Source organism: Streptomyces sp. NPDC026515 (assembly GCF_055567595.1).
The window spans coordinates 173334-186548 of the sequence record NZ_JBVHQD010000014.1; the positions used below are offsets into that span (position 1 = coordinate 173334).

Annotated in this window: 11 protein-coding genes; 5 read left to right on the top strand and 6 right to left on the bottom strand. The window is 63.9% G+C overall.

Features of this window, described 5'->3' with window-relative positions; all coding sequences use genetic code 11:
• Positions 1-16 precede the first annotated feature (16 nt).
• A complete protein-coding gene (locus ACZ4O3_RS28220; RefSeq protein ID WP_362714388.1) occupies positions 17-550 on the top strand; it encodes a TetR/AcrR family transcriptional regulator in 534 nt (177 codons plus the stop codon).
• A gap of 148 nt (positions 551-698) precedes the next feature.
• Here the strand turns inward: ACZ4O3_RS28220 and ACZ4O3_RS28225 are convergent, their stop codons facing one another.
• The 3 genes from ACZ4O3_RS28225 to ACZ4O3_RS28235 form a co-directional block, all read right to left on the bottom strand.
• Positions 699-3116: a P-loop NTPase fold protein gene (locus ACZ4O3_RS28225; protein ID WP_467724865.1), complete on the bottom strand. Its 2418-nt coding sequence runs from the start codon at positions 3114-3116 to the stop codon at positions 699-701.
• A gap of 309 nt (positions 3117-3425) precedes the next feature.
• Positions 3426-3629 (bottom strand): DUF397 domain-containing protein, encoded by a 204-nt coding sequence (locus tag ACZ4O3_RS28230; protein ID WP_467724867.1) that lies wholly within the window; start codon positions 3627-3629, stop codon positions 3426-3428.
• Positions 3626-4474, bottom strand: coding sequence for a helix-turn-helix domain-containing protein (locus tag ACZ4O3_RS28235; RefSeq protein WP_467724868.1), 849 nt, complete (start codon positions 4472-4474; stop codon positions 3626-3628). Before ACZ4O3_RS28235 ends, ACZ4O3_RS28230 begins: the two co-directional genes overlap by 4 nt.
• 180 nt (positions 4475-4654) lie before the next feature.
• Between ACZ4O3_RS28235 and ACZ4O3_RS28240 the strand changes: the two genes are divergently transcribed.
• Positions 4655-5326, top strand: a complete 672-nt coding sequence (locus ACZ4O3_RS28240) for an ATP-binding protein (RefSeq protein ID WP_467724870.1) — start codon at positions 4655-4657, stop codon at positions 5324-5326.
• 7 nt (positions 5327-5333) lie between these two features.
• On the opposite strand, the gene ACZ4O3_RS28245 is transcribed toward ACZ4O3_RS28240, so the two are convergent.
• Positions 5334-8483: a DEAD/DEAH box helicase gene (locus ACZ4O3_RS28245; protein WP_467724872.1), complete on the bottom strand. Its 3150-nt coding sequence runs from the start codon at positions 8481-8483 to the stop codon at positions 5334-5336.
• Between the two features lie 372 nt (positions 8484-8855).
• Positions 8856-9866: a hypothetical protein gene (locus ACZ4O3_RS28250; RefSeq protein ID WP_467724874.1), complete on the bottom strand. Its 1011-nt coding sequence runs from the start codon at positions 9864-9866 to the stop codon at positions 8856-8858.
• A 77-nt stretch (positions 9867-9943) separates the two neighbouring features.
• On the opposite strand from ACZ4O3_RS28250, the gene ACZ4O3_RS28255 reads away from it, so the two are divergent.
• Positions 9944-10234: a DUF1905 domain-containing protein gene (locus ACZ4O3_RS28255; protein WP_467724875.1), complete on the top strand. Its 291-nt coding sequence runs from the start codon at positions 9944-9946 to the stop codon at positions 10232-10234.
• 48 nt (positions 10235-10282) lie between these two features.
• On the opposite strand, the gene ACZ4O3_RS28260 is transcribed toward ACZ4O3_RS28255, so the two are convergent.
• Entirely contained in the window at positions 10283-11755 is a 1473-nt protein-coding gene (locus ACZ4O3_RS28260; protein ID WP_467724877.1) for a glycoside hydrolase, read from the bottom strand.
• Between the two features lie 258 nt (positions 11756-12013).
• Here ACZ4O3_RS28260 and ACZ4O3_RS28265 point away from each other — a divergent pair, with 258 nt between their 5' ends.
• Entirely contained in the window at positions 12014-12793 is a 780-nt protein-coding gene (locus ACZ4O3_RS28265; RefSeq protein WP_362717783.1) for a class E sortase, read from the top strand.
• Between the two features lie 110 nt (positions 12794-12903).
• Positions 12904-13215 (top strand): hypothetical protein, encoded by a 312-nt coding sequence (locus ACZ4O3_RS28270; RefSeq protein WP_362717780.1) that lies wholly within the window; start codon positions 12904-12906, stop codon positions 13213-13215.

Genomic DNA, 13215 nt, shown 5'->3' on the forward strand with positions numbered 1-13215 from the left:
TCTGGACCCGGCCTCCGTGGTCGCGGCCGCCGCCGCCCTCGCCGACGAGGTGGGCCTGGCCAACCTGACGATGGGGCTACTGGCGGAACGGGTCGGTGTACGCACCCCGTCCCTGTACAAGCACGTGGCCGGCCAGGAGGACCTCAACCGCCGCATCGCGGTCCTGGCACTGAACGAGGCGGCCGACGCGGTCGGCGGCGCGATCCAGGGCTACGCGGGCCGAGACGCCCTGGCCGCCGCGGCCCGCGCCTTCCGCACGTTCGTCCTGGAGCACCCCGGCCGGTACGCCGCGACGATCGGCCTGGAACCGTCCGCTCCCGACGACCCCCTGGCCGCCGCGGGCAGACGCCTCCTCGACGCCTTCCAGGCAGTCCTGCGCGGCTACGACATCCCGGAGCCCGCCGTGGACCACGCCCTGCGCACCCTCCGCAGCCTCTGCCACGGCTTCGCCATGCTGCAGGCGGGCAACGCGTTCCAGTTGAGCACGGACATCGACGAGAGCTTCGACTGGCTGATCGACTTCGCGGACCGGGGGTTGCGGGGGAGGTGAGGACGCTGCTGCCGACTGCATCGACGTCACGCTGACGAAGGCTGACCGAGCGGCGAACGACCCGTCGAACGCGTCCGACCGATGAAGACGCTTCGACCATCACTCCGTCGGTGCAGACAATTTTGATGCCTCGAAAGGTTCTGCAAGCTCAGCCGCTAAGTCGGCGAGTGAAGAAAGAATATCTAGCCAACAAGGGGCACCACCGCTGATAAGTATCGACATCCAACCGAACCTCGGTGTTGGCGTTGATCGCATCAAGCGCGTCGGCTGCCCTAGAACCAATAGCGGCCTGCGGCGGGCTGTTCCGGAGCACGTCCGTGATCTTCTCTGAAGTGGCGGAAGTGAGAATGTGCTTGAAAAGAGGCCTGGCTTGCTCCGGGTAGCCTACAAGCAGTGCGAGAAGAACCTGAACCGCCTGATGCTCACCTGGTTCACTGGGTGACGGGCCGACGAAACCCGGCAGATCCTCAGCCTTGATGCCCACGCGGACAAGCCGATAGAGGTTCACGATCTTCTTGGCCGCTCGCGGAGTTGGAACCAGTGCACCCAATTGACTCATGAATGAGATTTCTGATGCGGTCAATGTCATTTGGCTTGGGTTCAATTCATCGATGTCCAGCCTGGAGGGCACTGCCTCGCCTACGGTAGGTGAGGCCTCAGCGAAGTCACCCCCGAGTGATTCGTCTCCTGAGATCGGTATCGGATTGGCCTGCTCCGTACTTGCTGGCTCAGAGTTTGCGCTGGGAGTTCTGAGCAGCGCTTCAAGGAAGTGAGCCGTCTTTTCCGGAGTGGTGGGAGGTATCGTGAGTGGGATTTGGAATATTTTATCTAGGTAATCCAACGGTGTCGCTATATCTTGAGGATCTCCTTCGGATTTGTCGCCAGCCTCAGCAAAAAGCTCCTTGTGGTGATGCTTCAAGCAGTTGACGAGCCAGCGCGGATCAACCGCCACGACGACGACAAAAAGAGGAAGCGCGAGCATGAGGTGTACGGCAGCCAATACCTCGACTACGCGTGCGGGTGGGCAGCGGTCCAAGTCATCGATATACAAGATGATGCGCTGCAGGGGCGGTGGCTGGTGAGACTCGGTCTCTGTCCACTCGTCCTGCGCTGCGCGCAGTTTTTCGTCGAGGTGTGTGAGGTCCCTGTGTACCCAGGCAAGCAGGCCCCGATACCCTTGGTATGAGTTCGTCGAACCACGCTCTGTCAGAAAATCAGCGAGTCGCACCGCAGCGTCTACCTCGGCCAGGCTCGCCCGAGCGGACGCGACTCGGGAGTGCAAGTCGGACTGGATCTCCTCCAACTGGCCTCGGAATTTGTCGACTACCTTCCTCTGGCCCGGAAGCAAAGCCCGGATAGTTCCCCAGATCTTGGCTATCGGAAGGCTTACTAGGAGCGCCCCAATGCCTCCCGCGATCCATGGCTGGATCACGGGTTTTCCCCAGATGATGACCGCAACTGCGGCAACCAGCACCATGATGGCGCCCAGTCCATAGACAGCTGTATCGGCGCGTAGCTCCCGGCTCGCTGCGCGAAGAAGAAGTAATCCCTCTGTGGGTGATCTTGACCAAGCAAAGAAGCCTCGGTGTTGCAGGCTTGCCGCTCGCTCCAAGTCCGAGTCAAGTTGCGCAACTCTATGTTCGAGAGTACCTAGTTCTGCGGCGCGTTCAGCGCGTTTTGTGAGGAGGTCTTCTGACGAGTCGTCTTGTTCTTCAGATACCTGAGCGAGGTCACGGAAGAGCTTTTCAATCAGGCCCGACCAGACATGTTCGTCGCTGTAATGCCAAGCGTTGAAGTGAATCTGCCGAACGTGTCCCACGAAGGCACTCTTACCGGACTTTGCTTGGGCGGATAGACCTGCTAGTTGCTGGATACGCTGGTGCATCTGAGCCATGAAACTAGATTTACCGGCACCCCACTCCCCAAGTAGAGCAATTGCCAACGGTGGCATGGTCGTTGTCGCCAAAACCAGCTTCGATAGCCTGTCGACCTCTGCCTTGTTGTCAAGGAGATCATCAATAGTTGAACTGTCGCTGTGCAACGAGGTGAGGGTCTGAACAGAAGGCGGGATGACGTCCCGTCCATCTCGATCAACCACGCCTGAAGGACGGAGTCTAAAGACGATGACATTGCGCAACTTGCCACCACTGTCGGGCATTTTCCGTAATGTGTACGGTCGGTCCGTATCAACGGTAAATTCGCCTACGTACCGGTGGAGTTTGGTCTGTGAGCCAGGGACTCTTCCGGTAGCAGTGAATACCCGGAGTGATCGTCCCGATGCAACATGGTTAAGGATGGCCCTGTTGCCGGCGCCACCAACACCATCAAAGGTCTGGTCGCCAGTAGCGCCGGCGCCTGTGTACTCGAAGATCGGCCCGTGTTCGTCTTCTTCGGCAAGCCATCCGTCGCGGTAACCGTAGCGGGCCCCCACAGCGGGATCGGAGTAGAGGAGAACAGTGTTCGATGTGTTGGAGGGCGCTATGCCACCCTGGGACGAGCCGCCATAGATATTTCTGATCTCGGCTCGGGTTGCGGTCATTCCAGGCTGTAGCTGCGAATCGGCCATGAAGTAAGGATAGTCGGTCGCTCGAACATGCGTTCCGTAGCCCTCGTGTTCGAGCTGAGAGGCGCATTGAAGGGCGTGAGCTGGGCGTCTCCAGCGCAGGCGAACGTGGCCGTGCCGTTCGCCGAGCGTGTGCTGTTGATGGCGATCTACCGCGTCACCATAGCGATCGCGAACTGCGCCCTTGTTTCAGGCTGTGGTCGAACGGTCGATGTGTCCTCGCATCACCGCGATTGCTGGCGAATGTGCAGTTCGTCGCCAACTCGGACACGCCTACGGTGGTGGCTGCTGCCCGCCTGGCGCCAGGCAACTTTAGGGGGTTTTTGGCTGTATGGGGGCTAGAGCCCGTATGAAGTCCTGCCATGCAGAATTGCTCAATATAACCTGTGGCCCCCATATGACCTTAGAGTCGCGTACCGCTATTGCCTCAACGAGGGTTGCCACTTCCAGACACTCGCCCCCCATGCCGTTGCTGTAGGTGCTCTTTCGCCACTGGATGTTGGACGACGGCATCATCGGGAGTGTTCCTCCAGGAGTCTCGTGATCAACAAGGTCGAGCGCCGGGGGCTCAGTGCCAATGCCCTGAGGTGGTTGAATGCCTTCGTGTAGAGGGCCACGTCTTTGGGCTCTTCGAGGTAGACCGAATCAGTGAGCCCCTCTCGGTAGACCACGTCGGGGTCCTCCTGTTCAGGGAAGCCGAGGATGGTGTAAGACCCCGTCGTAGGGTAGGCGCCGGCATCGAACGGCAGGATCTGAAGAGTCACATTCTTCAACTTGCTGATTTCCAGCATACGTTCGAGTTGGTGGCTCATGACCTGGCGGCTGCCGACGACCTGCTGCAGTGCGCTCTGATGGATAACGGCCCACAGGTCGGGTGCGTCATCTCCGGTGAGTAGCTCCTGGCGGCGCATCCGGACATCGACCATGCGTCCGACGTCCTCCGAGGTGTGGTCGACCCACGCACGGCACTGCTCGGTTGCGTACTCCCCGGTTTGCAGCAGGCCCGGGATGAACTCTGCTTGATAGGTTCGCAAGGTGGAGACTGCCTGCTCAAGGCCGACGTAGACGGAGAACCAGGCAGGGATCGCATCGCCGTGCGCGTGCCACCATCCCTTGGTCTTGGACTCCTTGGCCAGTGACTTCAGCAGGTCGCTTAGCTCTTGAGGGGTCGCGTAGAAACGGCAGAGTGCTTCGACGTCTGAGGCTTGAACGCGCCCCTGTCCTGTTTCCATGCGGCTGATCTTGGAACTGCTCCAGTCCAACTCCTTGCCCACCTGGCTACACGTGAGGCCGCTCTCCTCCCGTAGCCGTTTGAGTTCGATTGCCAGTCGGCGGCGGCGAGCCGTGGGGGATCCGGCCATGTCAACTCCTCGTGGGTTAGCGGAAGGTCCATCCCATCGGAAGGGGTGCGAAAGGCCAATCACCCTTACGAGGGAATCCCTTCGTGCACGTTGCAGGAAGGGAATCTCCGCTGCGAATCTGTCACCGCGAGTCACGGCAGCGTGGCGTTACGCAACGGCGGGCGTGGAAGGTGGGTACTGATGATCTATGCAAGCGGCGGGCGTGCTGTACGGGAGCCCTGGCGGCACGATTTCGCAGCTCACCCGAGGGAAGTCGCCCAACTGAGGCGGATGTTGCGACTCCGACTCATCCTGTGGGGGCTTGGCGATCACGTGGACGCAGCGCAGATCTGCGTGTCGGAGCTCGTCGCCAACGTCATTCAGCACGTGGGGGAGGGGACACCCACGACACTGCGCATGGAACTCATCGGGTCGTACCTACGTCTGGAGGTTGAGGATCCCGATTCCCGGGCGTTGCCCACCTTGCTCGCTGTCAGCACTGTTCTTGAGTCGGGGCGAGGGATGGCGCTGGTGGATGTAGTAACTGATCACCGGTGGGGAGTGGTCCTGCGTGGCGACACCAAGGTGGTGTGGTGTGAGCTCATGGTTGATAGTGCCGCCCCCGCTAGTCCAGCAAACGGTCCTCGCATCGTGCGAGCGTCGGCGATCCTTGAGCTGTATGGAACCTGGCCGCTTTTGAGTAGGAGTCCCATCTTCGAGAACGGCAGTCTGCTGAGTATGGCAGCCGCGGAACAGGCTGCTATTGAGGTCATGGCTGACGTGCTGCACTGGTTGCGTGCACACGGCCATGACCCCGACGACGTGCTTGACCGGGCTCAGACTCACTTTGAGGCCGAGGTCGGTCTTTCTTGAAGCTCGTCTAACCCGCGGCGACGGCCGAGTATGACCACACATCTGCAGGCAGTTTGTGGTGAAGTTGCCACGTGATGGCCATAGGCTTGCTGCCCTCGTGCTGAACATACGTCGCAGGGCCGAGCAGCATCCACGGTTGAGCCTTGCCGATGTCGGTGTCCTTGTAGCGTCGTATGAACAGCAGAACATGGCTGCCACGTTGAACGTGCTGTTGATATCGCAGGCCAGTGGGCGAGATGTCAGCGGTCGTGCTCTGGGACTCCCAGTGAAAGAGTGTGGGACTGAGCGCATAGTCCTTATATCGGACCGTAGGGGAGAAGTCCTTCTCGTTCTTTTCGAGAGTGATCAGCAGGGCGTCCGTCTGGTTCGGTTCATCCCACAGGACACCCTGAGCGAAGGACCCAGGCATCTGCCCGCCGAGGCGAGCAATGCCGAGTGCGGCAAGAATCTCGGAGCGGTTGTACGCGCTGTGGATCTTCAGAGGGATGTGCGCGTGCGGGCCCTCCAGGGGGATGGGGTAGTGGTCGGCCTTCTCCATCACGTGGACGAGAACCTGTCGCAGTTCGCTACGGAAGGCGCGCTGCTCGCGCAGTGACTCAAGAGCCTGGTCGTACGAGGTGAAACCGCCAGCCTTGTCCCAGAGGTTAAAGAAGAGCATGCGCGCGTACGTTTTACCCCTTGGATCCAGAGCCTCATACGTCGGGGCGTCGTCGCTTAGTAGCCGGGTATACGCTTCAGCGCGCTCGGGGTCATCTACGTGCAGGAACGCATGCACGCGCTTCAACAGGTCTTCCTCGCGGGCCTGTTCAGGAAGATCGGCCAAGCCGGCGCGGCGCAGGACGGACGTCCACGAGTTGTTCGACTTGTACAGCTCTTTGACTTCTCGGCGGCTCTCCCGCAGGTAGTCGTCCAGGAGCGGCGTATTGAAGGCCTTGACCTCCTTGGCGAGAGTCTGGACGGTGGCCTTGATCTGTGTGCGAATATTGTCCAGCACAAGATCCTTGGACTTACCTTCGAGGATGATCTGGCAGCCGGATGGCAGAAGCGGGAAGTCGCGCTCAGCGTGATCAAGGAGTCGGTTGCGCGACAGGTTCGTCATCGCGCGGAACTGCTCCTCAAATCGGAACTCCGCGCGATGCTGGCCGATGAAGTCGAGCACGGTAAGCACGGGCTTGTCTGGTGTTCGACGAAGGCCTCGTCCGAGTTGCTGGAGGAAGACCGTAGCGCTGTTCGTCGGACGCAGGAGCAGTAGCGTATCGACGTCGGGGATGTCCAAGCCCTCGTTGAACAGGTCCACCGAGAAGATGACTTGGATTTCCCCTGTCTTGAGCTCGGACAGGATCCGGTCTCGGACTTCGGGCTTCGACTCGCTGTCCAAAGCCGCCGCCTTGAACCCCGCGTCCTGAAAGCACCTAGCCATGAAGTGAGCGTGCTTTCTTGTCACGCAAAATCCAAGCGCCCGCATGCTCATCGGGTCGGATATCTTGTCGCGCACCTGCTTGATGACGATGCGGGCACGCGCGTGATCGGCAGAGAACAAGTCGCCGAGCTTGGCCTGATCGTACGTTCCCGACCGCCAGTTGAGGCGGCTGAGGTCCGTGCCGTCGGGAACACCGAAGTAGTGGAACGGACAGAGAAGGTCATTGTCGAGCGCCTCCCACAGTCGCATCTCCGCGGTGATCCTGCCCTCGAAGAACTCGTCCTGTACGTTCATCCCGTCGGCACGCTCGGGAGTGGCGGTAAGTCCAAGGAGTTGCTTCGGCTTGAAGTGGTTAAGAACGCGGCGATACGTTGAAGCAGTGGCGTGATGAAACTCGTCGACGATAACAATGTCGAAGTGTTCCGGGTCGAACTGCTCAAGTCGCTGGTCGGTCAGTGACTGCACACTTGCGAAGACGTGTTGCCAGTCGCGTGGCAACTCACCACTGAAGAGCGGCTCACCGAAGGAAGCGTCATCGAGCACTTCGCGATACTTGCGCAGCGACTGCTTCAGGATCTCTTTGCGATGCGCCACGAAGAGCAGCCTCGGATACTGCTTGCCACCCCACTGTCTGTACAGACTGCGGTAGTCAAGGGCGGCCATGACGGTTTTACCCGTCCCGGTCGCGGCGACCAACAGGTTGTGATCGTGACCGCGGACCTCACGCTCGACACGAAGCCGTTCCAGCATGTCGGCCTGGTGCGGGTACGGGCGAACCTCAAGGCCGGAGAGGCTGATCTTCGAGTCCTGGTTGGGCGTCGAGCTACCCGCCACACCCAGAGCTTCATCCAATTTGCGGGCGTCGCGATCTGGGTCGTACGCCTCGAAGGCGATGTCATTCCAGTACGAGTCGAAGCTGGCCTCGAACTTACTCAACACGGCAGGTGTGGCCACCGACGACAGGCGGACGTTCCACTCCAGGCCGTCTAGCAGCGCGGCCTTGGAAAGGTTCGAGCTGCCGACGTACGCGGTGTCGAAGCCGCTATTGCGGCGGAAGAGCCAAGCCTTAGCGTGCAGGCGAGTCGAGCGGGTCTCATAGTTGACCTTCACCTCGGCACCGAAGTCGCGGACGAGACGATCGAGGGCATGTCGGTCGGTGGCGCCCATGTACGTCGTAGTGATGACACGAATACGCACACCGCGCCGGGCTGCCTCGCGGAGCGAGCTTTCCAGGACGCGAATGCCGTACCACTTCACGAAGGCGCAGAGCAGGTCGACGCGGTCCGCCGTGGCCAACTCGGCCCGCAGTTCGCTGCCGAGGCTCGGATCGTCCGGCGAGTTGGTGATGAGCGCGGTTTCGGACAGCGGTGTAAGCGGTCGAATCGCGTAGACGCCAGGAGCTTCCCTCTCCGCGAGGGCCAGGAGCTGACGGGGACCGTCAGCGATTAGCTCGACTGCTTCAGCGGGTTCGAGGTCTGTGGACTTGGAGGCAAGTGACTCCATGATCTGGTTGGCTACCGCGACCCGTTTATCCTGCGGCAGCTGACTGAGTCGACGTCCTATAGCCCGGCTGATGTGCCGGGTAAGTACATGGGGTGACGATTCCTCGCTGACCTCGTCCGCGATGGCTTTCCAGCCAGCCGTGCTCAGCTGCTCCATCTGTTCCTGCATGCGTTGGGTGACGAGTTCTTCGTAAACACCCGCGACAGGCTGCGACAGGTCCCCTGGCTGAGCCACGCTGATTCCCCATCCCTCACACACCGTAATGACTCTGTTGTAGCAGGTGAGGCTGACAACCCTCATGGTGGCAACGGCTTCTACGCTGTTGCCGTTGCGCTGCCCGCTTGCATCCCAGTGTCGTCCCTCCGCGCCCCGCCTAAAGGGCGCTCCGCTCTGCGTCCGCGTTGGCTGCGCCGATGGCCCTTCGGGCCACCCTTGACCCAGGCCGCTCCAGCACGGGGTGGAAGCGAGCGGGCGGCCCGGGGAAAGTGGGCGGCTTACCGGGGTGGGCCCCAGGCAGGCTTTGACCGCGGCCGGGGTCGGCGCGCGCGTCGGGTCGGTCGGGGCGAGCCGGGTTGGTTCGGCGGCTGGAGGTTTGTGGTGGGTGGGTTACGAGCCGTGGCAGGCGTCGTACGGCTGGGTTTCGCCGCACCAGCAGTCCGACGTCCGCTGTGGCGGCCAGGCCACCGCCCGTCCACGGGCCGCCAGTGTCGTCGCGTACTGGGGGAGGAGGGTCATGTCCGACGGGGACGAGCCCTCCGAGGCTGCGAAGGCCTCGTAGGAGGGGACCGTGGCCGTCACGATGCCCAGGTTCGCCGTGCCGGAGGCGGAGAGTTCGCGCAGTGACGACTCTATGGTCGCGAGGTGTTCGGGGTGGGACGGGTACTCCGTGGACAGGGCCGGGTAGGCGGTGAGGAGTTCCGTCAGTTCCTGGGCCGGCCAGTGCAGGACCGCCACCGGGAAGGGGCGGGAGAGGGCCTCGCGGTAGGTGCCCAGCTCCGCTCGGAGGCGGGAGATCTCCGCTTCCAGTTCCTGCGGGTTGTCGGAGCCCAGCGACCACACGCGCTTCGGGTCGTGGAGTTCGTCCAGGGAGACGGAGGACGAGTGGAGGGTGTCGGCGCGGGCGTCCCACTCGTCGTGGGGCAGGCCCAGCATGCGGCGGACCCGGTGGCGGCCGAACAGCACCGGGTGCGTGGCGCGAGGGGGTTCGGTCACGTTCGCGAGGAGGAGAGTGGCCGCCTCGGTGAACGTGTCGTGCGCCGCCTCCAGCTCGTCGTGGGACTCCAGGGACTCGGCGACGATCACCCAGGGGGCCGGGTCCCGGGGGGCCGTGACGCGGATGCCGTCGATGATCGCGCGCGCCTCGGCCTCGTGGTCGTACTCCCACAGGTTCGAGGCCTTGAGGGCTCGGACCAGCGGCGCGTTCTCCAGGGTGTCCGGGGTGGAGAGCAGGCGGTCGTAGAGCGCGGTCGCGGCGGGGCGGTCGTCGGACAGTTCCAGGTGGGCCGCGGCCTGCAGGAGCAGTGCTTCCGCGTCCTCCGGGTACAGGCCGGCGGTCCGCTCCAGGCGTGCCGCTTCGGCGGAGTGGTCGACGTTCTCGGCAGGCGTGTCGGGGCGCATGAACGACACCGTACTGCCCGTCGGTGACAAAGAAGAGATAGAGATGGAGGACAGTCCTTCGCGAGGGGAGTCGTTGCGTGGAGTTCGTGTTCGGAGGGCAGGTCGTCGAGTGGCGGGGGCCCGCTCCCTACTACTTCGTGCCGGTGCCCGAGGAGGAGTCCGAGGAGATCCGGGGCGTCGCGGCCATGGCCTCGTACGGGTGGGGTGTGATTCCCGTCGAGGCGAGGGTCGGTGGGGTGGCCTTCGAGACGTCCTTGTTTCCCCGGGACGGCGGGTATCTGCTGCCGCTGAAGAACGCCGTGCGCGGGCCGCAGGGGCTGGGGGCGGGGGACGAGGTGCGTGTGGAGATGCGGGTTCTGTTGTCGTAGGAACGCGGCGCCGGGATGCGGTGGGCCCCCGGCGCCGCCCGGGTACGGCTAGAGCGTCACGCCGTCTATCTGCAGGGTCTGCACCGCCTTCGCCGGGACCGACACCGCCACCGTATTTCCCGAGACGTACGTGTCCGAGTACGCTTTGTACGCGTCTCCGCCCGTCGTCACCGTGTTCCAGCGGGGGACCAGGCCGCCCGTGCCGCCGGTCACCGTGGTGAAGCCGGAGAGGTCGAAGGTGAGGGTCTGGGCGGCGGTGGCGGTGTTCAACGCCACGATCACCAGGCGTTTCGCGGACGCGTCGTAGGCGGCCACGGCGTTGCTCACGCCCGTGTCGAGGATCTTCATGCCGGGGCGGATGTGCCGGCTGAACTGGGCCATCACGTAGTACTTGGTGGTGACGGCGCCCGCTGCCAGGGTGTCCGCGTCGTACGCGATCATCGCCCAGTTCGTGGACGGGTCCATGACCTGCCAGTAGACCCAGGCCGTGGGGTGCAGCCAGCGGAAGTCGTAGAGGAGGTTGAAGGCGAGGGTGTAGCCGGTGCCGTCGTCGTCGCCGGTCTCGGAGTTCCACAGGGCCTTGCCGGCCGTGGTGACGACGTCCGTGTAGAGCAGGTCGCGGCGGCCGCCGGAGCCCTGGTAGCCGTGGACGTTGACGCGGTCCACGTACCCCTTGGTGGTGGACGAGTAGGAGTTCCAGGTGGTGCGGGCCAGGTCGTAGCTGGTCTCGTCCGCGGCCGAGATCTTCGTGCCGGTCAGGCCCCGGGTGTTCAACTCGCTGCGCAGGTAGGGGAGTACGGCCGACTGGACCGTGGCGTCGATGTGGCAGCCCTCCTGGGTGCCGGTCGCCGTCCACCAGGAGGAGGAAGGTTCGTTGAAGGCCTCGACCGTCGCGAAGTTCACGCCCCAGTGGTTCTTGGCGTACAGGGCGACGGCGGCGAGGTGGGAGGCGTGCTGGCGGTAGTTCCAGGACTGGAGGTTGTTGCCGCCGTCAGCGGCTCCGGACGGGTTGTGGTTGTAACACATCCACCACATGGGGGAGTTGGCGAAGAGTTCGGCCGTCGCGCCGCGGTTCACCGCCTTCACCAGCATCGCGCGCTGGGTCGCGTCCGCGGTCCAGTCCCAGGCCGAGGACGTGGGGTCCTCGTTGTTCCAGTCCTGCCAGTAGCCCTCGATCTGCTTGAACGCGGGGATGTTCGCGGAGGCGGCCATCGACTCGCCGTTCACGCTGTTCCAGCTGCATCCGCCCAGGTTGTAGCGGGCGATGTTCAGGCCGAGGCCGGGGAGTGCAGTGCCGTTGTAGGTGGTGGACTTGGTGGTGAAGAAGATGTCTGCGAAGTCGTCACGGGCGCCGAAGACGTTCGCCCACCAGGCCAGTGAGGTGCCCCAGCCCTCCCAGGTGCCGTACGAGGTGGACGGGCTGACGGCGATCGTGGCGTCGGCGCGGGCCGTGCCGGCGGCCAGGGCGCTGCCCAGGAGGCCGCCTCCCGCGGCGGCCAGGAGTGTTCTGCGTCGGATCATGGCTGTCTCTCAACCTCTCGGTGCGGCTCAAACGCCGTTCTCCGCAACGACGTTGACTCGTCCCCCCGCATGCCAACAGGAAGCATCGGGTGTGGTGCGTGAGGTTGTCGAGGGTTGCGACAGCGCTTTCTAAAACCCGTGGAGGAAGTGGGGACGGGGAGGTGCTGTGGCGGGGGGCCGCACGGCTCTGGTGACTTGGCGGCGGTCGACCTATCGTGCGTGCCCAACCGGGCGGCGGCGGACGGCGGGAGGTGTGCGGTGCGACGGGTCGTGGGGCACGGCGACCGGCGGTGGCGGGCTCGGCGGCGGCGGGTGCTGTGGAGCGGGGGCGAACTCCTCGTCACGGTGGGCGTGGTGCTGATGCTGCTCGTCGTGCACCAGCTGTGGTGGACCAACCGGGAGGCGAAGCAGGGGGCGGAGCGGAAGGTGGCGGCGCTGGAGCGGGAGTGGGGCGGCTCCGGGGGCTCTGAGAGTGCGGGGAGTTCAGGTGGTGCGGCGACGGCCGGGCCCTCTTCATCCGGCGTGGCCTCCGGGTCCTCCGGCTCCGGCCGGCGGCGGACGTCGTACACCACCCGGGTCGTCGCCTCCCAGGCGTACGCGATCCTCGTCGTCCCCCGGCTCGGGCTGCGGGTCCCGGTCGCGGAGGGCGTGAGCAAGCCGAACGTGCTCAACCACGGGTACGTCGGCCACTACCCCGGCACCCAACAGCCGGGGCAGGCCGGGAACTTCGCGCTGGCCGGGCACCGGAACACGCACGGCGAGCCCTTCCGCTACCTGCCGCGTCTGCGGGTCAAGGACACGGTCGAGGTCGAGACGGAGGCGGCGACCTACACCTACGCCGTGGACCAGATCCTGCCGCGGACCTCGTCCCGCGACTCGGGGGTCATCAGGGCCGTGCCGCGGTCGATCGTCAAGCCGTCGTACGGATACGAGGAGCCCGGCCACTACATCACCCTCACCACCTGCACGCCCGAGTTCACCTCGCGGTACCGGATGGTGGTGTGGGGGAGGCTGGTGTCGATGCGGCCGCGGGGGTAGCGCGTTCGCGGTCTTTGCCGTCCCTTGAGCTTGCCCATACCTTCCGCATAATCACTCTCCCTAGGGTCTGGGGTTGGCATGTGCACAGAGTGAAGTACGGGGGTGGTGGCATGTCGGATCTGAAGAAGGAAGCGGCGTCCATGCACAAGGCGGCCTCGGGGCTGCGGGGCGTGGGGCAGCACACGGCGAAGCCGTTGCAGCAGTTCGAGGCGCAGTCCCATGACCTGGGCGCGCTGGGGGCGTTGGGTTCGCTGCTGGGGGCGAAGGGTGAGATAGAGCAGGGGATGGCCACCCTGGCGAAGCTCACCAGGCAGCTGGGTGAGGAGTGGGACGCGGAGGCGAAGCTGATCGGTGGGGTGTCCGACGCCTTCGATCTGCTGGATGCGCTGATCGCGTCGGCGGCTCGGGGCGGGAAGGGCTGA